The sequence below is a fragment of the Chryseobacterium sp. WG14 genome (genome assembly GCF_024586945.1).
Taxonomy (GTDB): Bacteria; Bacteroidota; Bacteroidia; order Flavobacteriales; family Weeksellaceae; genus Chryseobacterium.
Window position 1 is genome coordinate 600240 of the sequence record NZ_JALCZD010000001.1, and the last position, 25416, is coordinate 625655.

Here is a 25416-nt window from a genome sequence, read left to right on the forward strand (position 1 = left end):
GTGTTATTTCTTGGTTTTAGAAACCTGTTTGATCAATGTGTATTTTATAGAAGACGCATCTGCCGGTGGGTTATTTATTTTTTCAGTTTTTACCTGTAAAACATATTCATATCCCGGTTCATAAGTGAATCCTTCAATATTGGTGTAGAAGTTTGTCCAGCCTTCAGAAGCATTTTCTTTTACCTGTAAACACTTCATACGTCCTGCACCTGCCGAACAGTCTACAGTCTGTGCTCCTATAATAAGTGTTTTTTCATTGCTTGCTGCTGCTTCTTTTTTTGTTTTAGAAACCTGTTTTACCAATGTGTATTTTACAGAAGACCCGTCAGCTGGCGGATTGGCAATTTTTTCAGTTTTTACTTTTAATACATATTCATACCCCGGTTCATACGTAAATCCTTCAATATTGCTGTAGAAATTAGTCCAGCTTTCAGAAGTTTTTTCTTTTACCTGCAGACATTTCATAGGAGCCACTCCTGTACAGTCTGCTGTTTGTGGTCCTACGATGAAAGTTTTTTCATCAGCTGCGGAGGCACCTGCAGTAGTTGTACATTGTGTCATTGCAAATAATGCTAACGCGGGAACTGTCCCTTTTAGAATTGTTGCTATACTTTTCATAAAACTTGATTTTAAAACCTTACTCGCAATTACCATGCCGAATTTCCAGCCTGAATTGTCGCAGTTCTTCTATTGTTTTTTATTTTATTAATTATTTAATTTGAACTTTCTAATAAGTATACCCAAAAAACAAAACTATTAAATAGAAATACGGATAATCAAATTCAAATGGAAAATTATAAGATTCAAAAACCTGAAGTGTGGGCAGGAAATATTGGAGACCAGGAAATTATAGATAGAATCAAGGACTCGGAATTTGCCAGGAAACAAATTGAAGAAGGTAAAGATTACTGCTACTTTTTAGATAAAAAATATTATACAAGCAATAATGAAAACAGTGAATATGTCTGCATGGCTTATACCCTGAATGAGCCCGGAAATTTAGAAAGAGCCTCAGTTTCTGATGTTGTGGTAGAAGAAAATGAAGTCTATCAGATCCATAGAATCAGTGTTTTAAGAGATGGTGTCCTGGTGGACAAAATTCCAGATACCCGGATCAAAGTGCTGGATAGTGAAAACCAGAGTAGCGGAGGGGTACTGAGCAGCAATAAAAAGATCAATATTACGATCAAAGATCTGAGGTTATATGATGTGTTGATTCTGGAAGATTCGCGGATTAAAGAATTTACAGACCGTGATTTTCTGAGAAAGGAATTTTCAAAATATGTATGGGTGAGCCCTGATAATTACTGGGCTTATGGTCATTTTAAATTTACCTTTATCAATGCCCGGGAGCAGACCATAGCCTATAAGAAAACTTTCTTCCGCAATGAAAGGGGTGAAGTACTGGAACCCGAAATCAAATTCCTGAAGCAGGGACAATGCTTTGTGATTGAAAAGCCTAATTATATCAATCCTGTAGATTCAGGACGTGAAATTTTTCCTTATGTAGATTTTGCAACAGAAAGTAACTGGAAAGACCTTTCCAATTATATTGCTCCCCTTTATGATGAAGTTTTTAATAAAGCTGCTTTACAAGACTTTGCCCCTAATCTTGTTGAAAAGATTGATGCTATTGCAGACCAGGGCGAGAAAATTCAGTTTGCCATAGAATATGTTCAGAATCATATCTACTATATTTTCAATGCAGATGAAATGAATGGTCACAAACCCCAGGAGCCCTCAGTAACCTATGAAAATAAGCAGGGAGACTGCAAGGCAAAATCGGTTTTACTGAAAGTTATCCTTGATTATATCGGTGTGGAAGCATCGGTGGTTTTGGTAAATTTTAATACAGATTATTATATTAAATACTATCTGCCTTCACTGTTAAGTTTCAATCATGTGGTCGTGAAGATTAATTACAAAGGAGAAGAATATTTTGTAGATGCTACTACCCGTGATGAATTTGGATTGATTGAAAACAGAGGATTTATGTTCTTTATACATTATCTGGAGACGAAGAAAGATCAGGACTTGCAAGTTAGAACACCTTATAAGTTTCCTTATTATTGCGTAGATGAAAAGGTGGATTTCAATGTAAAAGGCAATATTGGCAAGCTTAATCTGGTTACTACCTATAAAGGGAATCGGGCAAATGCCATGAGAAGATATTTTAAAAGTACTAATAAAAGGGAGATCATAGACAGCTGGAATAGTTTCCTTTTTTATGGTTTTAATTATTCCAATGACAGAAATGGTACAGATATCAGAAATGTATTCAAAGATGCGGAAATAGAAGTAGTAAGTGATGATAAAAAACTGAATGAAATGAAGATCCAGTATACTGCTACAGTAGAAAATCCTTATTATGTTGATCCGCAGAATAATCGTTTTCTGATGTATTTTGACCGCAATGTAATAAAGGCCAGCGCAAGGGACTTTATGCATAAAGACCTTCCTTTCTGGCATAGTTTCGACAGTGAAAAATATGAAATCAATTTGTATACGGATCAGAAAATTGATACCGCAGAAAAATATACGATGCAGGAAAGCACCATAAAAAATCCTTATTTCGAATATAGCAGCCGTAAGAAAGTGACTAAGAATGGAGCAAGTGTCTATATAGAATCCAATCCTTTAGTTAACATTGAAATTCCGCAAAAAGACTTTGAACAGTTCAGAACGGATCATCACACGGTTGCAGACAGTAATTTCGGACTGGGAATTGATATCATTGAACCCGGATTGATGAACAGTCTTAAATTCAGTTTTAAGAAAAGATTTAAATAAAGATATAAGGTTCGGCGGGCAGCAAAGCTGCCCGCCGAACCCATTTCCAAATCTTTTTATTTCAATTATTGTATCTTCGTTTAAAATAACACAAACCTGTTCTTTCAATGATTGATAAACTATTGCCGGTTGCTTTTCTTATGGCAGCCTCTTCATTTGTAAATGCCCAAAAATTAGCAAAAGAAAATGTAATTGGATTCTGGAAGTTAAAAGAAGCCGGATTTTATGAAAATAAAGAAAAGACCGTGAAGGACTTTGATAACTGTCGTCTCATGAGGAATTATGGCATAAGGGAAGATGGCTTTGCTGTTTACAATTATATAGAAGGGAGCATAGGAGACTGCATGCCCTCTGAACCAAGGCTTTCCCTTTGGCGAATCGTAGAAAACAGAATTCAGTTTTATGTAGATGATAACACTATTCTGGAAGAAGTAACAGTCACTTTGAATAAAGATAAAACGATGACTTTCTCAAGCTATATCCCTGAACCGATTAAAGTGAAAGGTGATTCGCGAACAGAAAAGGTTGTGAATACAATCCATTATGATATCCTTGAGAAACAATATTGACGATAAATCTTATTTCACTTATAGATTACGTTAGGCTAATCTTATTAAAGAAAATAAATCTAGGCTTACAGTGAGCTTTCAGGATTTTGGGATGCCTTCGGCTGAACAGGGGTTATAAATTTCTGTTTTCCAATCAGTAATTCAAAAAATAGCCGGAAATCTGAGATCAAAGACCATAAAGGATATTTAAAAGTTGCAGGCTTATTTCTTTCGATAACCGCATGGCTAAACCATGCAAAACCATATCCGAAAATAGGAATATACCATAGAAATCTTTCTTTTCCGGAATTGATCACATATCCAATCACTGCAAATACGAGTAGGGTTCCTATGAAGTGGAAGATCCGTGTTCCTGTTTTACTATGTTCGGTAAGATAAAACTGATAAAATTCTCTGTATGTTTTTATTCTCTCAGACATGGCACATTAGTTTATTGGTTATGTTAAATTGATAGCAATAATGTTGCCGGTTTTTAAACTAAGTTTATGAAAAGCAAAATGGTAAGCAATAAAAAAGGCGAACTTGCCGTATTGCCCGTTCGCCTTGATATATATTAATTATTCATTATTTTTTCCTTAACTCTTTTCCAAGTTTACTGTTCTTGTAGCCGTAGCAGAAATAAATGACCATTCCTACAAGGAACCACATTCCGAACCAGAACCAGTTTTCATGACTCATACCGGTAAGAAGGTAGAGGCAGGAACTTAGACCCACTAATGGAATTAATGAAAAATTCTTTATAAAAGTCAAAATACACAAGGCTATATTGATCAGAATAAAGAAGAAAATTGAAGCTCTGAATTCCCCTTCTTTAGGATCTTTCCAGTCCATTAAAGTTTGGAAAAATTCTGGCTGCCAGTAGTAGAATACAATCAGTCCGCCAATGAAAACAACAGGGAAGATGATTTTACCATTAATATAAGGAAGATGAAACCTTCCCTTTATTTTTTCTTTAGCCGGAAGCATAAGCACTCCCGCACAAACTAATACGAAGGCGAAGATAGTACCGATACTGGTAAAGTCCAGGATAAATGTTTTATCTGTAAATAAAATAGGAATTCCTACGACAATTCCGGTAACCACAGTGGCATAAGAAGGTGTTTTATATTTAGCATGTACTTTTTGAAATCTTTGAGGCATTAATCCGTCGCGGCTCATGGCATACCAGATTCTTGGCTGCCCCATCTGGAAAACCAATAATACGGTTGTAATAGCAACAATAGCAACAAAAGAAACAACAAGTTCCATCCATGCTACATTAGCATTGGTTTTTTCAAAGATAAACGATAGCGGATCACCAACACCGTCAAACTTTTTATAGTCTACCATACCTGTTAATACCAAGGTCAGGGCAATATAAATTACCGTACATAAAACAAGCGATATGATCATTCCTTTTGGTAAGGTTTTTTGAGGATCTTTGGTTTCTTCAGAAAGAACACTTAAAGCATCAAATCCGATATAGGCAAAGAATACTCCCGATACGGCGCTCATGACCCCTGCAAAACCATTAGGCATGAAGGATGGAGATCCCGTTACCGGGCTTATTGGAGTCCAGTTATCGGTATTGATATAGGAAAAACCAACCAGAATTACCAATATAATGACACCCAGTTTTAAGATAACAAGGGAGTTATTGAAGTTCTTACTTTCTTTTACCCCTACATAACAAAGCCAGGTAATCAAACCGTTGATCACCAAGGCCGGAATGTCTACAATAAACTTTAAACTTCCAATTAATGGAGCCGTTTTCCATGCATTCAGTAATTCTTTATTTTCTGAGCCATTTGCAACGGCTTTGCTGGCTTCCGTATAGCTGCAGGTAAGATAATCGGGGATATGCATTCCCAGACGGCCTAGAAAGCTGGTAAAATAATCCGACCAGGAGAAAGCAACGTAAATATTTCCGAAAGAATACTCCATAATCAGTGCCCATCCGATAATCCAGGCAATCAATTCTCCGAAACTGGCATAGGCATACGTATAAGCAGAACCTGCTGTAGGAATTCTGCTGGCAAACTCAGCATAGCATAAAGCGGTAAACCCGCAGGCAAAACCACAAATCAAATATAGAAGGATAACACCGGGACCTCCTCTGAAAACAGCTTCTCCCAAACTACTGAAACTTCCGGCTCCAATAATGGCCGCTATCCCAAAAAATACAATGTCCCATACACCCAAGACCCTTAAAAGTCCCGTTGAAGTATCCGTATCTGAATAGATTTTTCTTCTAAAAAGTTGACTCATTCAATAACTATATTTGATTTGAAAAAAAGCAAATGTAATGATTTTTTATTTTGATGTTAACAGTTGTTAAGAACATTTAGGTAAAAATGCTCAATCAAAAGCTGTTAGTCTTTATAAACAGGTATTTCCACATAGCTGTCATTATACCATTTATTTCCAAAGGTTCCCCGGAATTCTGTATGGTTTCTTACATCCTTACCGTTCCGTAATTGATTTGCCAGCTTGGATTTTTATTTGCCCCTACTAATAACACCAATTTGCTTCCTTTTTCTATTTTTTTGCTGATGAAGATCGAGCTATGGATGGGAATCTGCTCATCTTTCCTGAGTTTCAGAAGCTGGCGTACAGAATGGTCTTTTGCATAGCTGGCTCTTGCAATATGAGTAGACAATAAAAATGCTTTACCGTCTGGCTTTATCTGGTATCAATAAGTATCCGTGTCAAAGTCTTTTTTATTGATGGAGATATTGAAGAATCCGGACAGGTTTCCACTGATGATAAAATCTTTATCTATTGTTTTACTTTCAAAATATACGGAATTTGTCATTTTGAAGCTGTCTTTTTTACTGACTGTATAATAAGAATCTTTTTTATCCCGGTCTTTAAAATCAACAGTTTGCGTTGTGAAACTCTATTGTTGGGTTTGTCAAAAACGGATGAGCTGTTTTTACAATCCTGAAGTTAAAACCTATGCGTAGTATTATGCATTTTATCAAGATCAGGAGCATGTTTCCATAGCAAGACCCCGCATCTGCTTTTCTAAAACAAGAGAGTCTGTTACAGCGGTTTGGGGGAAGTGAAATTTCTGTGTCTGCATCAGGTTTACAAAAATTAATGCTAAAAGTATCTTAATTTCCATGTAATGGTATGTTTTTAGCTGCTGTAGAAAAAGGATCAGATCAAAATGTATTTTTGATAACTGGTTACTAAAATTGTTTACATTTTATCAGACTAAAGTAAGAAATTTTATCATGAGACAGTGAAAAGTTTTTATTGTTGTTGAATTGATATTCCAAGCTATTAAATCTGTTAAAACTTGCTTAAACAATAAGTTTTTAATATTTTCGTTAACTTATTTAGACTAATTTTCTTATATCAAGAAGAATGAAATCAAAAAAAATACTTTTAGCGGCTGCTGTGATCTATTTCGGAATTATCGATGCCCAACAGTCCCAATATTTTACACAGAAAGAAAATTATAGATTTAATCTGGCAGAAAATCTTTATCAGACCAAAATATACAACGCTTCCCAATATGAATATGCAAGACAATATTTCTACAATCAGAATTTGTCCCGTTCAAAGAAGGAAGCGGCTCAGTTTTTTGACAATGTGATTGGGGTAATTCTCCAGAAAAATCATGCTGAAGAAGGTTTAACTGCTTTTATTAAAGAATATCCTAATTCTGCGTATTTCGCCCAGGCTAATCTCCCTTTAGCAGATTATTATCTGGCAAAGAAAGATTTTGATAAAGCATTGGAAACTTTGAAAAAAGTAAACCAGTATCAGCTTTCCAAAGAGGAGAATACACAGTATATTCTGAAACTGGGCTATGCCAAATTTATGACCGGAGATTCTAAAGGTGCTACCGATGCACTGGAAGAAGCCTATAAATCGGCTGATCAGTCTCAAAAAGGGGATATTGCCTATATGCTGGGGCATTTGTATTACAGCAACAGGCAAAATGATAAAGCTTTCCAATATTTTGATTCTATAAAAGATCAGGATAAATTCTCAAAACTGGTGCGTCCTTATTATGTACAACTGTATTATAATGATAAGAACTATGACCAGGCTATTTCTGAAGGGAATGCCTTACTGAACGAAAATATTTCAGATTCTTATAAAGCAGAGGTTCATAAGATTATTGGGGAAAGTTACTTTATGAAAAATGACTACACGTCTGCTTATCCTCACTTAAAAGACTATCTGAACGTGCAGCAGAATCCATCTGAAAATGATTTGTATGAAATGGGATTCGTAGCCGCTCAGCTTAAAAAATATGATGAGGCAGTTTCTTATTACAACCAGCTTGTTAACAGTAATTCAGCACTGGCACAGAATGCTTACTACCAGTTAGGAAATGCTTATCTGGCAGTAGATAAAAAACAGGAGGCACTCTCGGCATTCCGTTCTTCTTATCAGATGGATTATGATGCGAAAGTGAAAAAGCTTGCCCATGAACAATATGCTAAATTAAGCTATGATATCGGAAACCCGTTTGAAAGCCCTTCAGGGGTAATCCAAAGCTACATCAACGAGAATCAGAACGCTGCCAATGCCTCAGAGATGAGATCGTTATTGGTAAAATCTTATCTGTATTCGGGTAACTATAAAGAAACCCTGAATGCTATCGACAGATTACAAAGCTCTACCCCGGAAATCAATAAAGTAGATCAGGAGGTTTCCTATTTATTGGGAACAGAAGAGTTCAACAAAGGGAATTATGACGAAGCTGAAAAGTATTTTCTGAGAAGCCTTGGATTTAATATCAATAAAGAATTTAACAGCAGAGCTTTATATTGGCTGGCACAGGTATATTACCAGAAGGGAAATTATCCGTCTGCTATAAGCCGTTATGAAAAACTTCTTACCGAGAGCTTCCCTGAAAAACAACAATTGCCTTATGATTTAGGATATGCTTATTTTAAATCTAAGAAATTTGACCAGGCCGCAGCTTATTTCAAACAGTATCTTACGAATCCTAAACCTGAGTTTAAAAATGATGCAGAACTTCGTCTGGCAGATATTCATTACGCCAATAATGATCTGAACGAAGCTATCGCCATTTATGATAAAAATGAAGATGCTACAGATTATACCGTATATCAGAAAGCAATGGCTTTAGGATTTAAAGGAGATACGCAGGCAAAAATCAATAATTTAAAAAATCTCATATCAAAATATCCGGACTCTGAATATTATGATGATGCACAATACGAAATAGGAACTGCTTATGCTGCTCAGGATGATTTTGCCAATTCCAATGATTATTTTGGAAAGGTGATTAAAACATCTTCAGACAAAGATCTGATTGCGAATGCTTCTATTTACAGGGCACAGAATTATATCGATCAGAACCAGAATGACAAAGCGCTTTCTGAGCTGAAATCTTTGGGTGAGCAGTATAAAAATACAGCATATGCTCAAAAGATCGTTCAGGCAGCAAAACCTATTTTCACGAAGAACGGAGATGTTTCCGGTTATGAAAATTTTGCCAGGACGATTGGAGTTAATGTGGATGCTTCTGAAATTGATGAGATCAACTTATCTACAGGAAAACAGTATTTCTCTAAGAAGGATTATAAAAACGCAATTTCTTATTACGAGAAGTATCTAACACAGAATCCAACAGGTGAGGGGCTTTACCAGGCGAAATATGAACTTGGGGAAAGCTATTACCAAACCAATAATTCAACAAAAGCGCTGCTTGTTCTTCAAGAGGTGGCTGGTGTTCAGAGTGATTATCAGGATGATGCTCAAACCCGCTTAGTACAGATCTTCCTTGCACAGGGGAATACTGCTGAAGCTAAAAAGTATCTGGAGGGAATTAAAAACTCTTCCGATATCAGCATTAAAAACTATGCAAATGTTGAGCTGATGAAGCTTTATGCCGATGAAAAGAACTTCTCAGAAGCTGAAAAATTAGCAAATGCCGTTATTGCCAATTCTAAAAACTCTGCAGCTGTTATAGAGACGGCTAAAGTAATTAAGGCGAGAAGCCTGATGAACTCAGGAAAAGATAAAGACGCCCAGTCTGCCTATACTGCTCTTGAGAAATCATCCAATACCTCTGTTGCTGCAGAAGCACTGTATGCAAAAGCGTATTATCAGAATAAAGGAAAAGCATTCAAATCTTCCAACGAAGCCATCTTTAAGCTTGCCAACAATTATTCATCAGAAGAATATTGGGGAGCAAAAGCGCTGGTATTGATGGCGAAAAACTATATCGGTCTGAAAGACAATTACCAGGCAAGTTATACCTGTGATCAGATCATTGCCAATTATAAAGATTTCCCGGAAATTGTTGCAGAAGCAAAAGAAGTTAAAAAACAGATTAAAAAATAAGAATTAAAGATGTTTAAAATAACAATATATTCTTTTTTGATTTCTGCGTCCCTTTGGAGCTGCATCCCTTCATACAGTGCTTATCCCAAAGAATACAGGAAAGCTAAAGCTGATTTTCCGAAGCAAAAAGCTTTTGTGGTGAATAAAGATCTTAAAAAAGAGTATAATATTTTAAAGCATGCTGGTATTTATGAAATGGTGGAAGACAGTACTAATGCAGCTAAAATAACTCTGCACCCGATGCTTACCCGTACTCCTTCATGTGGAAACCCTATGATTGGAACTATGATCACAGCAGGATTGCTGCCTTCAGGCTTCCCATACACTATTGCTTACAGTTATGATGTAGCGGAGAACAGTACCACGAAAAATTATCAATATAATTTAGAAGTTTATCAGAGCCTTTGGCTGTTTAATATATTCAGGCTAGGCAGAACTTTTTCAAAACAGTCAGGGAAAGCTTTGTTGGGAAATTATATTGCTTCCAGTAAATAGATCCCATTATATTTTTCAAATAAAGAAAATATGAACAGAAAAATTCAATTATTATCCATATTATTTTTAGGGGCTTCGCAGTTTGCGTTTTCCCAGATCAAGGAGGAAAAGCTGGTTCTTAACAAAAAGAGAGAGCCGGAAGTGAAGAAGATCGAGAAGAAGAAAACTTCCGTGGAAACTATTAAAAATTATCCACCGGAAGAGAAATCTCAGAACCCTGTGAAATATACCATCACGGATGTTCCTGCGGTTTCAGATTTTAAAACTTCAACGATTCAGGGGGAGGATGTAGCTCCGAAATTCGATGGAACAGCACAGAATAATTATTTCCAGTTTGGAATGGGTAATTATGGTAAAATACTGGCGGATGGAAATATTTCCAAGACGCTGGAGAACAAAATTGAAGTAGGTGGAGATCTGCATGTACTTTCTACAAATGGCCTTAAAAAAGACTATGACTGGAAGTCAAAGCAGACATCAGCCAATTTTGCAGCTTTCCTTAATTCCTACGGAGATAAAGGAAAATTCAATATCAACGCTGAATATGGATTGGATAACTATAATTACTATGGTATTTATGCCCTGCAGCCCTCTGCTGATGTTGATCTGAAGCAAAAGGTTAATCAGTTTAAGGTGAACGGATATTATGATTTCTATTCCAATGAAATTTTAAATGATGTAAGAGTGAAATCATCATTCCTGAAAGATCATTTTGATGCCCAGGAAAATCAGGTTTCCATTTTGGCTAATTTCTCAAAACATGCTGTTGAGCTTGGTAAATCCGGAATTAACCTGAATGCAGATTTAGGAGTAGGAATAGATGCGGTAAAAACAGATTTTGCAATCCGGGATAAAAATTCGGCTAATTTTTTTAACACTAATCTGACTCCTAAAGTAACTTTCAGAAAGGGAGATTCTTATTTGATGTTAGGTTCTTCATTCTCTTTCCTGAATGCTAAAAATTCAAATGATCTCATGGCAGAGCGTTTGAAAACTAATAAAACCTATTGGTTTCCACAGGCGGAATTCCAGTTTGCTGCAGCTAAAGAATTTAAATTCTATGGTGGGGTAGACGGAGGACTGAAGCTGAATACCTATGCAGACCTTCTGCAGGCTAATCCATTTCTGGTTTCTGATCAGTATTTAAAGCCTACAGAGACCCAATATCATTTTTATGTAGGATTGAGAGGAGATATCGATGAAACGTTGAAATATGACTTCTCAGCAGGATATGGAAAGATGAAAGATATTATGTTCTTTAAAGCGAATGGACTTTTTGATAATGACTTTACTTTGAACCGTTCATCTTATAACTTTGCCAACACATTCTCTACGGTGTATGACGATGGAAATGTAAGCGATATCAAAGGAAGTGTGCAGTATTTCCCATTGGCAAACCTGGTATTGGATGGAGAATTAAGGTTTACAAAATACAACCTGAAGAATTATAATGACATTTATAACGTTCCTTTGTTTAATGCAAGCATCGGAGCCAAATATACAATGCTGGATAAGAAATTGTTGTTAGGCTTCAAAGGAGTTTTCGCAAGTGACAGAACTACAAACTCTTATATGATCGAAGGCATAGCTAATCCGGACATGGTTTTCCAGTCTACGGAGAATACCAACGATAAAGTTGGGGGGTATGCTGATTTAAATCTTTCCGCAGAGTATAAAATTCACAAAAATTTTAGTATTTTCGCACTCGGAAATAATCTTCTAAGCTCAAAATACCAAACATACAAAGGATATAAAGTCCTGGGTGCACAGATTTTGGGAGGAGTGAAGATCACTTTCTAATCAATAATAAACAATGAATGATAAGTAATCCTGGAATTACTCATTACTTATCATTCATTATTTATGAATATGGCTGCGTAGTTCAACTGGATAGAATATCAGATTTCGGCTCTGAGGGTTGGGGGTTCGAATCCCTTCGCGGTCACAAATTGCTCCTTTTTGAGGGGCTTTTTTGTTTATGTGTAGTTTAAAAGCTCGGTTATACCTAATTAAAACTTTCTCCAATTAATCCTAGCTTTCAAACAGCTTGTACATTGCTTCCTGTAATTCTTCATAGCTTGAATAGTGTAAAAAATTTAACCATTTGCCGTAAAGGCTTGAATTTTTGTGCTTGTGATAAGTCCCACAATAAACGGAGGAATTGTCGAGACAATTTTGTGAATTTGTCATGTTGATAATTTTAGTAAGATTAAAATTTATTGATGTTGCTAGTTGTGCTCGAGATAGGCATTTTGTTTTATACACTGAACCCTATATGCATAGAAATAAGGTTATATTTTAGTAGTAAAAGTTCGTGATAAGCAAAAGTAAAAGTGTTATAATCAATATCAGGTATAACAATGGGAATATTTACAGTGGATATTTATTGTAGCATTGAACTTGACTTTATGAGTTGGGACTTTTGCTTTTTATTGATACTCCCCCATATTTATCCAATACACTACCTGAGTTGTGTAATCTTGCAGATGTTATCATTATTCCGACAAAAGCAGGGGTATTAGACCTTGTGGCAATTAAAAGCACTATTGAATTGAATCCGGAAACGAAAATAAAGCGGTTAAATATCAACTTCCAAAACAGTTTCTATTTTTGCTAAATAACCTAACGAGGGAATACTCTTATCACTCTCCCAGTTGGAGATTGTTTTTTGCGTGGTTTTTTAGCATGAGTGCGAATTCCTCTTGGTTTATCCTCTTACTTTCTTTTGCTTGTTTAAGCTTTGCACCTATTACCATATTGTAAAGATAAATAATTAAGGAATTTTTTTATGAAAATTAGAAAAATACGTTATAAACTTATATAAAAATATTGTCTACTTTCGATTAGTGCAAAATAAGAAAAAAAACGACACGTTTGTCGCTTCTTGTAAATGCCTTTGTTTAAAGGATTTAACATAATAAAAAATTCACTATTGATTAGAGTTATTTAATTAATATTTTATATTTTTAACTTGTAAACAAAATCAATTATGAAAAAAGAAAAAATCTATCAAGAATCTTGAAGCAAAAAGACTAGGAAATTTTACTAAAACTTTTGGTAAAAAAGTATTCGGTGGAGAAGGAGCTCCTACAAGATCAATTAAGGAAATTGTAATTACAGTTCATCATTTACAGGAAGATGATGACGCACCTATTGACCAAACTAACGATGGTCCTTACTAAAATTTAATATTTAAAAAATTAACTACCTCAGATTAATCTGAGGTAGTTGTATTTCACACTATTTAGTTTTTCAAATTTAATTCTAAACTATATGTATAAATTAATAATAGGTCTGTGCATTCTTTTTTTATACAGCTGTAACACTAATAAATATAGTCATCTATCTAAATATAATTCTTTTGAAAGAGAAGGTGATTATTATCGTTTTAAAAATGATTCTCTTCATGTAACTATGCTAATATTTGGAGGTTTTGAAATGGCAGAAAATAAAAAAGAATTCGATTCTCTAAAAAAAGCACTTCATAAGCCTATCCATAAATACAAAGGGGATAAACTATTTTATCTTCAAAATTCTACGTACAAAACATATGATTGCGCTCTAGTGGTTGAGAATAAAAAACTTTCGGAACAGACAAAAGAATCAAAACAATTCATCACTAAAACCATACAATGTGGTAATTCTGCATTATCATTTAAAATATCCAGAACTACATTTGATGAAACAATGCAATTTTATTTTAAAGATTTCAAATGCTTGATAGAGTAATATATTATGATTTTAATTATTTCAAAATCAGATGATACCCCAACCGAGCAGGTTGCAAATTGGCTAAACAAATACAATGTTCCCTTTTATGTGCTCAATGATAATATTTATGACGTCTTAACTATTAATTTCGAAAGCGGAGAGATATTTATTGGTGAACATTCTATTAATGTCTTTAAAGTCGTTTGGTTCAGAAAATTTCCTTATGCTCTGCGGGAAAACCAGAAGAAAGATATTAGAAATAATTTATATTTTTCACTTGTAGAATACAATCTGATTGAAGCAAGAGCATTGCGTGAATACCTATTATTTGAGCTAAAAAAAAGAAATGTGGTTTGGCTGACCAATCCATTTTTTATGACAGAAAATAAACTTATTCAAATGCAAACGGCAAAAGCTTGTGGTCTGTTGACTCCTGAAACTTTTATTATCAATAATAAAAAAACAGTCGAATCTCTTCTGGAGGAAGGAAAGGAACTTATTACAAAGCCATTTGAAAACTGTATCAATTTTAGATCAGAAAATCGGATTATTACGATGCAAACAACCTCAATAAATGATAAGATCAATTCTATTCCTGATTATTTTAGGCCGGCTTTAGTTCAGTCAAAAATTGAACGGCAGTACGAAATTCGGGTATTTTATCTTCTGGGGAATTTTTTCTCTACAAAAATAATCACCAATAATAATGAGATGGTGGATCATCGCATTTCTGTAGCTAATGATGACTGTCGTTTTGAAATTTGCCAACTTCCAGAAGATGTGGAGAAAAAGCTCCGAAGTCTTTTAGATATTCTCCAACTGAACTGCGCTTCTGTAGATTTTATTGTTAATAACCAAAATGAATATTATTTTCTTGAAGTAAACCCTGTAGGACAGTTCACATATCATTCAGTGTTTAATAATACCTATTTAGAAATTGAAATTGCCCTGGCATTAAAAAAAATATTAAAAGATGCAGTATAAAAAACACATAAATCTCATTCACTTTTTGCTTGATGATCGATTTGCCAATACCCTTAAAAAATTCATTTCAGAGAAGGAACAGTATAGAGTTATTTCTAATAAATATAATTCTATAAATTATAAGGTAAAAGTATATGACAAGGTATGCACACCGTTTATAGATTTAAAATTGTTCGAAAGATGAAACAATATTTTGAATTATATCAGGACTGCTTTATCGTTAAGGGGGCTAAAAATATTTTACTCTGCGATGTTCATTTTAATAAAATTATAGACATCACAGATTTTTATGACATTTTTTTCGAGGATTATTATTTCCCTGTAGATGATGATCTTTCAGAAATAATTTCTTTTTTAATAGCCGAAAAATTCGGAAGCCTTACAGAAAATTTTACCCCGGAGAAGTTCCGCAAAAAATTTAAATGGAGAACAGCGAACAAGATCAACGAAGTTATAATTGAACATAAAATTAAAGATGATTTTGAAACTGCTGGAGCATACAGAATCATAGAGGATCTTTCAACAAGCTTTCTTCAAATTAGGTTCCTAGAATTTTCCTTGGCCAGATTGGACGAAATTTTATCTTTTATTGAGTTTTCCAGTATAAGAACAGTTGAAATTTTACTTCCTTATACAGGACTACCACAGGATATGACCGTAATAGAAATATTGAAAAAAAATCTTCGAGTAAAAACGGTTTATTTTTATAATGCTCCTAAAAATAAATCAATTGTCGATGATGATAACTTATTCACTGTAATTTATTACGAAAAAAATATTACAAACCCAAAATACTGTGGCATAATTCAGGAGGATTATTTTCTGAATGATATAAATAATATATCCAAAAGTAAGACTGTTAATAATTGCCTTTATGGTAAATTATTTATCTCCTCAAGCGGTGATTTAAAAAACTGTCCGTCAGCAGAAAAAATCACTAACAATATAGATACAGCTTCAATTTCTTCTTTAACTCAGGAAATAAATACTGAAAAAGAAAGGTTTATTACCAAAGATCAAATAGATGTTTGCAAAGACTGTGAATATAGATATTTTTGTACTGATTGCCGGATGTATAGAGAAAATCCAGAAAATATTTTCTCTAAACCTTTAAAGTGTGGTTACGATCCATATACAGGAATCTGGGAAGATTGGAGTAAAAATCCTTTAAAATTTAATGCTATTAAATATTATGAACTTGAAAACATTAACTAATACTTTATTTTTAGCCTTTACCATTCAATTGCTCGCAGCTCAAAAGATAAGAGTAACATATCAGATGAAATATAGACCTGATTCTACTCAAACTGCAACTAAAGAAAGCATCATGTTTTTAGATATTTATGACACAAATTCGTCTCGTTTTTATGCAGAGAACCTATATAAGAGCGATTCAATTAGAAATAGTGGAGCAAACCCCCAATCTTTTTCTATAAATTTTAATAATGCTGTTGTTAAAAACAATAACACTTTAAAAAAATATTATCGTTTACTCGTAGATGTTTACGAAGTAACAACTGAAGTACCTCAGTTAGAGTGGAAAATAGCTTCAGGTAAAAAAAGATAGGAGAATATGAATGCCAGGAAGCAACATTGAAATATAAAAACAGACAATGGACAGCTTGGTTTACGCAAGATATCCCTATTTCTGAAGGTCCTTTTTTATTTAAAGGGTTACCGGGTTTAATTATTTGGATGTATGATGATAAAGGTAACTATGACTTTTTTTTAAATAAATTATTTAAAAGCTTTTTTGACCCATATGATGGAGTCAATTTCAGAAATCATAATATTATAAAGGTTAATGGGGATCAACTTAATAAAATATATTTAAATAATTATCTTGATCCTTACAAAGAAGCCAAAATGGGGAAAATAAAAATGAATTTTGTTGATGAGAAAGGGAATGAAGTTAAAAATGTTAATTGGAACGAATTAGCGAAAAATAAACAGGAAGTAATAAAACAAAAATAATAACCCTATTGAGCTGTCAGATGCCGTAAAATATCCATAGGATTGCTTTATACTAATTATGGGGAAAGTTTCATATTATGTCATTTTTGAAATCCTGTAAATAGACAGTGTTTTAAATTGTCTAAAAACACAAATTTTTCCCGAATGTATGTTGAGAGAATTTATAAATATAATTCTCCTCAACATACATGAGTAGAGTATTGTAAGAAATTAAAAAGAGCAGAAAATGGTGGTGGGGTAAACTTCCCTGTTTTTGAAGACTTTCCCTTTTTCAAACAGTTAATAAATATAAAATATATTCGGTAAAAAAATTATCGGGATAAATTGGGAATATTAAAAAAATTGGATTGTAAAAACCTTATAAATACAGTTCAAAAAATACAAAATTTGATCTTTTAATTTTTTTTTAAGCTTTATTTAAGTCTCGTTTAATTTTTATTGTTAAATGGGTTAATTGATTAATCTGTTTTTAATGAATAACTAATTTTATTATTTATTAAATTATAATATCTCCTGCCTATTGTGAATAATTAAGTTTTTGGACCTGTCTGAATCTTAATACAATTATTCATAATACAGAATTTTTAAGCGTAAATTTTCTTGTATTGGAAGGTGTTTAGCTGATTTTAGCGATAGTATATCTCTACTTTTTTTAACATTTTTTTTAGATATTTATGAAATTTGTTAAATTTTTAAAATAATAAAAACATATATGATTCAGTTTAAAGTATATAGTAAATATATTATTTTTTTGTGAACAAAAATTGATCTATGGTAATGAAAATGTAAATAATAATTTGTTACATTTGCTTTGAAAAAAAAAGACACCAAATGTTGAATTAAATAAAGTTTTAATACTTTTTAGTTCTATTTTTTTAATATGGGGAATGTTTTCAGGATCAAAGAGTTAAGGTATTTACCTAGATGGCTGGTTTTTTTTATTGATATTTCGATTTTTTCTTTTTCAATTTTAATTTCATATCTGTTTTTAAAAAACCTTCAGGTAAAGATTAATTTTATTGAATATTTCAATGAAAAGGTTTTTGTTATTATCGCAGTCAATGTTTTCTTTATGTTTTTATTCAAAACATATGCAGGAATTATACGGTATTCTACCTTTTTTGATTTTTTCAAAATTGTATGGGCTTCAGGCAGCACGCTTATTGTTTTGCTGGGGTTGAATTTTATATCAGAACTTATACTGGGAAAAGCGGTATATCTGTATCCTGTTCTTTTTTTATTTTTCTTTATTTCTACTTTTTTGATGTTCTTTTTCAGGATGGTTACCAAACAGCTTTTTAAGTTGCTTATGGATTCCAGGAAAGATTCATCCAAAATAAGAATTGCTGTTATAGGAATAGAAGGTGAATCTGTTTCACTGGCGAATGCTATTATTCATAATCCGGATCATCCTTATCAGCTGGCGGGATTTCTCAGTGCCAGATCAGACTCTAAAAAAGCAATGTTGCTGGGGCATAAAATTTATAATAAAAAGAAGCTTCTTAAAAATGATCATGTGCTGCGTCAGTTTGATGCAGTTTTAATCAACGAGACAATGTCCAGACCTAAGATGGAAGAATGGACGGCTTTTGCATTAGACAATGGATGGAAGGTACTCAAAGCACCTAAAGTAAACAAAACGAAAGAAGATGGGATTATCGGGGGAATTCGTCCTCTTCAGATTGAAGATTTGCTAGACCGTACCCCAATAAAAATAGAAAGTGAAGAGGTAAAAGGCCGTCATTTTAATAAAAGTATTTTGGTTACTGGAGGAGCAGGATCTATCGGAAGCGAAATTGTAAGACAGGTTGCTCAGCTGGGTTCCTCACTTATTGTTGTTGTAGATCAGGCAGAATCGCCTTTGCATGAGCTGAAGCTTGAATTACTGGATAGATTTCCCAATCAAAAATTCAAATTTGTACTGGCAGATATTTCCAACCTCTACAGACTGGAAAAACTATTTGACGATTACCGGTTTTCAATAGTGTATCATGCGGCAGCTTATAAACACGTTCCTTTAATAGAAGATAATCCACACGAAGCTATTTTTGTAAATATCGGAGGAACTAAAAACCTGGCGTTGCTATCCAGACAATATAATGTTGATCGTTTTGTGATGGTATCTACGGATAAGGCTGTAAATCCTACTAATGTAATGGGAGCGTCAAAAAGAGCTGCTGAGCTTTTTGTGCAGTCTTTGCAAAATACGTCTGATAATACTACCAAGTTTATAACAACACGCTTTGGAAATGTACTGGGTTCTAATGGATCTGTCATCCCGCATTTCAGAAAACAAATTGAAAAGGGAGGCCCGGTTACCATTACCCATCCCGATATCATCCGCTATTTTATGACGATTCCTGAGGCTTGTGAATTGGTGCTTCAGGCAGGAACAATGGGAAATGGAGGTGAGATTTATGTTTTTGATATGGGTAAGCCTATTAAAATTCTTGATCTGGCAAAAAGGATGATCAAATTATCAGGATACACACCAAATGTTGATATTGAAATTGACTTTATCGGTTTAAGGCCTGGTGAAAAGTTATATGAGGAACTTTTAACGGATAATTCCACTACTATTCCTACCCACCATGAGAAAATTATGATATCAAAAGATCCGGTAATGGAGTTTGGAGATATAGAAATTTTATGCAAGCAGATTATGAGATCAGCTATAAAAAAAGACGGGTTACAGGTGGTTAAGATTTTAAAGATCATTGTACCGGAATTTATTAGCAATAATTCAGAATTTGAAATATTAGATAAAACACCCGAATATGAAGTATATCAGTGACATAGTGTAATAAACGTGTAAATAATAAAAAAATAAGCAATTATTTTTGCTAAATTATCTTAATCGGAACGGAAATTGCATCGAGAAGAATTAATCTAAAAACCACATAATACATTAAAAATTTCACGAAAAGTGAAATTCATATTTGTATTAAAGTATACGTAGCTCGCTTCACTGCAATACAAATACGTATTCTAGAGAAATTGAGCATTAACACCAATAGACTAAAAAAATATATGAAGAGAACTATTATTACGTATCTAGTGCTGTTGTCGGTTATTTTACTATCATGTAAGCCGAAACAGAATATGGTATACATGTCCAAGCATAACATGGAAGAGGAAGTTACCAGAGCGAAATTTCAGGGGCTGCATATTCAGGAAGGAGATGTTCTTCTTATTCTTGTTACTGCACTTGATGAAACAGCTGTAAAACCTTTCAATCTTAATACAGTAAATAAGGTAGGTAGTGAAGGAAATACCGGAATCAATCAATATGTACAGCCAAGTGAATATTTAGTAAATGAAGAAGGGTATATCTCTTTTCCGGTATTGGGAAATGTATACAGCAAAGGAATGACTCAGGTACAGCTTAAACAAGAGCTGGAATCCCGTCTCAAGAGATACCTTACAGATCCTATGGTATCTATTACTCTGAAAAATTTTAACGTAAGCGTTTTAGGGGAAGTGAAAAACCCTGGCCAGAAAGAAAGTGTTTCACAAAAGATTAATGTCTTTCAGGCATTGGGTCTTGCCGGAGATATGACAGATTATGGAGACCGTACGAATGTGAAGCTTATCCGTACAGGAGATGATGGGGTAGACCAGATTGTAAATGTTGACCTTAGCAGATCCGATATTGTGAATTCACCGTACTATTATATGAAGCAAAACGACATATTATATGTACAGCCGGATAAAAATAAACAGGTTCAGGCCAATACTAACCCAAACAGAGCCCTTACCTTCCAGATTATTGGTGCTTTACTAACGGCAGGTACTCTTATTATTGCTTTAACACGATAGATATGCAGCAGATGGAATTTCAGGCAAAACAAGAAAAATTCAATATAAAAAAGACTATTTCTAAATACCTTTACAAATGGCCATGGTTTGTTGCCTCTGTTCTGTTATTTGTAATCGTTGCTTTTATTTACCTTAGGTATAGTGTACCTCAATATCAGTCCAAAACAACCCTTAAATTTGATAAAAAACAAAATGACCTTTCCTCAGCTTTGTCTGACCTTAATAATCTCGGAATTGGTCTTGGGAACGCAGATGAACTGAAAAGTGAAGCAGCAGTAGTGAACTCGAGGCCTATCCTTATACAGGTGGTTGAAAATCTTAACCTCAATGTTGAATATTTCAACACTGGAGAAATTAAAGATTCACAGCTGTTTACCAAAGCTCCTATTACCGCAAAAATATTAGCTTATACTAAAGAAAACTTTGTATCCTCTGCATATACCTTAACTGATATAAAAGGAGACCAGTTTACCCTTCATAGCCAAAAGAAAAAAGATATTGTAGGTAAATTCAATATTCCTGTACAAGTGGATTTTGGAACAGTGATATTTCAAAGAAATTCTTCTGTTGACATTAAATCTGAATATAAGGTTATTTTTTGGAACCCTATTGAAAAGGTAAAAAAACTTGAAAAAACAGTACGGGTAAGTTTACCGGAGGAAAAAGCTATGTTAATGGAAATCAGTCTAATAGGCTCCCTACCTGAAAAGTCAGAAGCTATTCTTAATGAAGTGACAAAACAGTATAACCTGGATGGTCAGAGAGATAAAAACTTGCAGGCTCAGAATACTCAGGAGTTTATTGATAAAAGACTGGAAGTAATTACAAAAGATCTTTCCGGGGTGGAAAATCAGAAAGAAGATTTCCAAAATCGTAATCATATTGTTGACTTGCAGGCACAGGCTGAGTTGGCTCTTCAGAATACAAGTGATAACACCAAGGCTCTTCTTCTTCAGCAGACGCAGCTTGATCTTCTGAATTCTCTTACTGCAGAAGCTTCAAAAAGTAACAATCAGCTTATGCCATCCAATTTAGGATTAAGCCCTTCGTTGGAGCAATCTATTTCCCAGTATAATTCACTTCTCATCAGTAGAAATAAAACACTTAAACAGGCAACCAATGAAAACCCTGCAGTAATAGAAATGAACAGGGAGATTGCTGCTTTAAAAGATATAATCCGGGACAATATTCGCGAGCAGAAAGTAAGTGTACAGGCGGGTATCTCCCAATTGCAGAATCAGATTACCACAAGCAAGAGTGCTATAGAAAAGGTTCCCGGTCAATCTAAAATTTACAGAGGAATAGAACGCCAGCAGAACCTTAAGGAGCAGCTGTTTTTATTTCTTCTGCAAAAAAGAGAGGAAAATGCCATCAATTTATCAGTAAATGTACCGAAGGCTAAAATTGTGAATCCTGCATTTACTGAGGAAATTCCGGTTTTCCCTAAGAAAAATATTATTCTGTTAGGGGCATTTTTTCTGGGATTATTAGTTCCTTTTGCTATTTTCTATTTATTGTTCAGCTTGGATGATAAGATTTATTCGAGAGATGATATTAAGGAGCGTTCCGGACTAGGGGTGCTGGTTGATATACCTTCGCTTAAAGATAACGAAAACCATTTAGTACAGAAGAATGACTTTACAGAGTTGGCGGAAGCCTTCAGGGTACTTGTTTCCAATCTTAAATTTGTTTTGCCGGTAAAAGACTCTGCCAAAATAATTATGGTAACATCTTCGGTAAAAGGAGAAGGGAAAACCCTGGTATCGGTAAATCTGGCCCTTACATTAGCCAATAAAAACGGCAGAAGTCTTCTGATTGGTTCAGATATCCGTAATCCCCAGATTCAGCGATATGACAGTGAGCCTACTAAAAGAAAAGGTCTTACAGAGTATTTGTATGATGAGTCAGTGAATGTAGAGGAGCTTATCCATACATCCACCACCAATCCTTTCTGTGATGTTATTTATGCAGGAGCTATTCCTCCTAATCCACAGGAATTGCTGTCCAATGGAAGGTACCAAAAACTTATTGAGCAGATGGCTTCGCAGTATGCCTATATAGTTATAGATTCTGCGCCACTTATGTTGGTTTCGGATACCCTTAGTATTGCTGATACTGCTGACGCTACGCTTTATGTAGTAAGATCTGCAGTATCTAAAAATATCCTGATAGATTTTGCAAACGATCTGGTGAAAGACTCTAAACTGACCAATGTATCTTTTGTCGTTAATGATGTTTCTAAACGTGCAGGAGGATATGGATATAATTATAGCTATGGATATGGCTATAGCCAGACCAAGGATAAAAAAAATTGGTTGAAAAAAATTTTTAAATCATAGAAATGTATAAAATTTTAATTACAGGGGGAGCTGGTTTTATTGGTTCTAACTTAACGGAGTATTTTTTAAATAAAGGCTATGATGTGGTCTGCTTAGATAACTTTGCAACAGGGCACCGTCATAATGTTGAGCCTTTTCTTAAAAACCCAAACTATAAGCTCATTGAAGGAGATATACGTGATTTGGAAGTTTGTCGGAAGGCAGTAGAAAAGGTAGATTACATATTACATCAGGCAGCATTAGGTTCTGTTCCAAGATCAATTAAAGATCCTATTACAAGTAACGATGTTAATGTTACAGGTTTTTTAAATATGCTTGTTGCAGCGCGAGATGCCAATGTGAAACGTTTTGTATATGCTGCTTCATCATCTACATACGGTGATTCTGCATCATTACCCAAAGTGGAAGATGTAATCGGAAAGCCGTTATCACCATACGCCATTACTAAATATGTAAATGAACTGTATGCTGATGTATTTGGAAAAACTTACGGAATGCAGTGCATCGGGTTAAGGTATTTCAATGTATTTGGAAGAAGACAAGATCCGAACGGGGCTTACGCCGCAGTTATTCCATTATTTGTAAAGCAGCTAATCAATCACGAATCCCCTACAATTAACGGTACAGGAGACTATTCACGTGATTTTACTTATATCGATAATGTTATTCAGATGAATGAACGGGCAATGCTTACAGAGAATCTGGAAGCCGTGAATACGGTTTATAATACAGCAGTAGGAGACCGCACAACATTGAATGATCTGGTGGGATACCTTAAAAAATATCTAAGTGAATTTGATGAGAAAATTGCTGAAGTAGAAATAAACTATGGCCCGAACCGTGTAGGAGATATCCCGCACTCATTAGCATCAGTTGAAAAAGCAGAAAAACTATTAGGATACCAGCCTACCCATACTATAGATAAGGGACTAAAAGAAGCTATCAGCTGGTATTGGGAAAATTTAAAATAAACAACTTTAAATCGAGTCTTTGTGGAAAAACAATATAAAATTGCCGTTATCGGATTAGGATACGTAGGTTTACCTTTAGCACGGTTATTTGCAACCCAATATCCGGTTGTAGGTTTCGATATCAATCAGAAAAGGATTGAGGAATTAAATACAGGGGTAGACAGTACTTTAGAAGTAGAAAACGAAGTATTAAAAGAGATATTAAAAAAAGAAAATCCTTTTGATCAGACAGCTGAGACAGGATTGTACTGCTCTGCAGATATCAAGGATATTCAGGATGCCAACATCTATATTGTGACGGTACCAACACCGGTAGATAAGCATAATCGTCCCGACCTTACACCGCTATATAAATCTTCAGAAACTGTAGCTAAAGTATTGTCGAAAGGAGATATTGTAATCTATGAATCTACCGTATATCCAGGTGCTACCGAAGAAGAATGTATTCCTGTTCTTGAAAAAGTTTCAGGAATGAAATTTAATCAAGATTTCTTTGCAGGGTATTCACCAGAGCGTATTAACCCGGGGGATAAAGAACATACTGTAGAAAAAATATTAAAGGTTACTTCGGGTTCCACACCGGAAATAGGAAAGGTAGTAGATTCTTTATATAAATCTGTGATCGTTGCCGGTACCCATTTGGCTCCTACCATTAAGATAGCCGAAGCTGCTAAAGTTATAGAAAACTCACAGAGAGATATTAATATCGCCTTTGTCAATGAACTGGCAAAAATTTTTAACCTTTTAGAGATTGATACCCATGCTGTATTGGAAGCAGCAGGTACCAAATGGAACTTCTTACCCTTCAAACCGGGATTGGTAGGCGGTCACTGCATCGGAGTTGATCCTTATTATCTGGCACAGAAAGCACAGGAAAATGGATACCACCCTGAAATTATATTAGCAGGACGCCGTCTCAATGATTCTATGGGCCAGTATGTAGCTTCTCAGTTGGTAAAAACCATGATCAAAAAGAAGCTTAATATTAATGGTGCCAGAGTTTTAAACCTGGGAATAACATTTAAAGAAAACTGTCCGGATGTACGTAATACCAAAGCGGTAGATGTAATTCAAGGACTTGAAGATTACGCGTTACAGGTAACAACTTACGACCCTTGGGCAAGCGCTGCTGAAGTGGAGCACGAATATGGTTTAAGCATTGTAAACGAAATTCCACAGGAAAAATACGATGGAATTATCCTTACTGTAGCACACGAGCAGTTCAAAGGTCTGAATTTGAAAAATTACTTGAAAGAGGACGGGGTGATCTTTGATGTGAAAGGAATCCTGGAGGAATGTGATTCAAGATTATAGAATACTAAGTACAAAACTGTAGTTAGCTCTTCAGTTTTTGTATAAGACAGTTTACTCCTGTCATTTGAAAAAAATAACATCATTGAATGCCGTTGGCATCTGAGGAAAACCGTTTTGATAGAAACAATTGTAAAT

The 25416-nt window shown here is 34.5% G+C and carries 22 protein-coding genes and 1 tRNA gene; 16 read left to right on the top strand and 7 right to left on the bottom strand.

The window, feature by feature from the left end; all coding sequences use genetic code 11:
- Positions 1-3: 3 nt before the first annotated feature.
- The gene (locus tag MP478_RS02635) at positions 4-618 is read right to left on the bottom strand and encodes a DUF4377 domain-containing protein (RefSeq protein ID WP_257199501.1); all 615 of its coding nucleotides are present in this window, start codon (positions 616-618) and stop codon (positions 4-6) included.
- Positions 619-786: 168 nt separating this feature from the next.
- Between MP478_RS02635 and MP478_RS02640 the strand changes: the two genes are divergently transcribed.
- Both MP478_RS02640 and MP478_RS02645 read left to right on the top strand, forming a co-directional pair.
- Complete coding sequence (locus tag MP478_RS02640; RefSeq protein WP_257199502.1) at positions 787-2790, top strand: hypothetical protein; 2004 nt, start codon at positions 787-789, stop codon at positions 2788-2790.
- A gap of 107 nt (positions 2791-2897) precedes the next feature.
- Complete coding sequence (locus MP478_RS02645) at positions 2898-3359, top strand: lipocalin family protein (protein WP_257199503.1); 462 nt, start codon at positions 2898-2900, stop codon at positions 3357-3359.
- 65 nt (positions 3360-3424) lie between these two features.
- On the opposite strand, the gene MP478_RS02650 is transcribed toward MP478_RS02645, so the two are convergent.
- The 5 genes from MP478_RS02650 to MP478_RS02670 all read right to left on the bottom strand — a co-directional run bounded on the left by MP478_RS02650 (position 3425) and on the right by MP478_RS02670 (position 6465).
- On the bottom strand, positions 3425-3778 hold the full coding sequence (locus MP478_RS02650) for a DUF962 domain-containing protein (RefSeq protein WP_257199504.1): 354 nt from the start codon (positions 3776-3778) through the stop codon (positions 3425-3427).
- A 145-nt stretch (positions 3779-3923) separates the two neighbouring features.
- Positions 3924-5606: an APC family permease gene (locus tag MP478_RS02655; RefSeq protein ID WP_257199505.1), complete on the bottom strand. Its 1683-nt coding sequence runs from the start codon at positions 5604-5606 to the stop codon at positions 3924-3926.
- 187 nt (positions 5607-5793) lie between these two features.
- Positions 5794-5997, bottom strand: coding sequence for a hypothetical protein (locus MP478_RS02660; protein ID WP_257199506.1), 204 nt, complete (start codon positions 5995-5997; stop codon positions 5794-5796).
- 33 nt (positions 5998-6030) lie between these two features.
- On the bottom strand, positions 6031-6153 hold the full coding sequence (locus MP478_RS02665) for a hypothetical protein (RefSeq protein ID WP_257199507.1): 123 nt from the start codon (positions 6151-6153) through the stop codon (positions 6031-6033).
- Between the two features lie 171 nt (positions 6154-6324).
- Positions 6325-6465, bottom strand: coding sequence for a hypothetical protein (locus tag MP478_RS02670; RefSeq protein WP_230040230.1), 141 nt, complete (start codon positions 6463-6465; stop codon positions 6325-6327).
- Between the two features lie 245 nt (positions 6466-6710).
- On the opposite strand from MP478_RS02670, the gene MP478_RS02675 reads away from it, so the two are divergent.
- From MP478_RS02675 to MP478_RS02690, 4 genes are all read left to right on the top strand, one after another.
- Entirely contained in the window at positions 6711-9674 is a 2964-nt protein-coding gene (locus MP478_RS02675; RefSeq protein ID WP_257199508.1) for a tetratricopeptide repeat protein, read from the top strand.
- Positions 9675-9683: 9 nt separating this feature from the next.
- Complete coding sequence (locus MP478_RS02680) at positions 9684-10169, top strand: hypothetical protein (RefSeq protein ID WP_257189134.1); 486 nt, start codon at positions 9684-9686, stop codon at positions 10167-10169.
- Between the two features lie 30 nt (positions 10170-10199).
- A complete protein-coding gene (locus MP478_RS02685; RefSeq protein WP_257199509.1) occupies positions 10200-11969 on the top strand; it encodes a TonB-dependent receptor in 1770 nt (589 codons plus the stop codon).
- 71 nt (positions 11970-12040) lie between these two features.
- Positions 12041-12114, top strand: a tRNA-Arg gene (locus MP478_RS02690).
- 633 nt (positions 12115-12747) lie between these two features.
- Here the strand turns inward: MP478_RS02690 and MP478_RS22570 are convergent.
- Positions 12748-12831, bottom strand: coding sequence for a helix-turn-helix transcriptional regulator (locus MP478_RS22570; protein WP_354961243.1), 84 nt, complete (start codon positions 12829-12831; stop codon positions 12748-12750).
- A gap of 611 nt (positions 12832-13442) precedes the next feature.
- Between MP478_RS22570 and MP478_RS02695 the strand changes: the two genes are divergently transcribed.
- The 10 genes from MP478_RS02695 (at position 13443) to MP478_RS02740 (ending at position 25281) form a co-directional block, all read left to right on the top strand.
- A complete protein-coding gene (locus MP478_RS02695) occupies positions 13443-13898 on the top strand; it encodes a hypothetical protein (protein ID WP_230040220.1) in 456 nt (151 codons plus the stop codon).
- A gap of 6 nt (positions 13899-13904) precedes the next feature.
- The gene (locus tag MP478_RS02700) at positions 13905-14864 is read left to right on the top strand and encodes a hypothetical protein (protein WP_230040218.1); all 960 of its coding nucleotides are present in this window, start codon (positions 13905-13907) and stop codon (positions 14862-14864) included.
- Positions 14865-15044: 180 nt separating this feature from the next.
- A complete protein-coding gene (gene gwsS / locus MP478_RS02705) occupies positions 15045-16079 on the top strand; it encodes a grasp-with-spasm system SPASM domain peptide maturase (RefSeq protein ID WP_257199510.1) in 1035 nt (344 codons plus the stop codon).
- The gene (locus tag MP478_RS02710) at positions 16063-16431 is read left to right on the top strand and encodes a hypothetical protein (RefSeq protein WP_257199511.1); all 369 of its coding nucleotides are present in this window, start codon (positions 16063-16065) and stop codon (positions 16429-16431) included. Before gwsS ends, MP478_RS02710 begins: the two co-directional genes overlap by 17 nt.
- Before the next feature lie 26 nt (positions 16432-16457).
- Positions 16458-16838, top strand: a complete 381-nt coding sequence (locus MP478_RS02715) for a GLPGLI family protein (protein WP_257199512.1) — start codon at positions 16458-16460, stop codon at positions 16836-16838.
- An 880-nt stretch (positions 16839-17718) separates the two neighbouring features.
- A complete protein-coding gene (locus MP478_RS02720; RefSeq protein WP_257199513.1) occupies positions 17719-19632 on the top strand; it encodes a nucleoside-diphosphate sugar epimerase/dehydratase in 1914 nt (637 codons plus the stop codon).
- Between the two features lie 236 nt (positions 19633-19868).
- Entirely contained in the window at positions 19869-20657 is a 789-nt protein-coding gene (locus MP478_RS02725; protein ID WP_257189129.1) for a polysaccharide biosynthesis/export family protein, read from the top strand.
- A 2-nt stretch (positions 20658-20659) separates the two neighbouring features.
- On the top strand, positions 20660-22996 hold the full coding sequence (locus MP478_RS02730) for a polysaccharide biosynthesis tyrosine autokinase (RefSeq protein ID WP_230040208.1): 2337 nt from the start codon (positions 20660-20662) through the stop codon (positions 22994-22996).
- A 2-nt stretch (positions 22997-22998) separates the two neighbouring features.
- The gene (locus MP478_RS02735; protein WP_257199514.1) at positions 22999-23967 is read left to right on the top strand and encodes an SDR family oxidoreductase; all 969 of its coding nucleotides are present in this window, start codon (positions 22999-23001) and stop codon (positions 23965-23967) included.
- A gap of 21 nt (positions 23968-23988) precedes the next feature.
- Entirely contained in the window at positions 23989-25281 is a 1293-nt protein-coding gene (locus tag MP478_RS02740; protein ID WP_257199515.1) for a nucleotide sugar dehydrogenase, read from the top strand.
- The last annotated feature ends 135 nt before the right edge of the window (positions 25282-25416 follow it).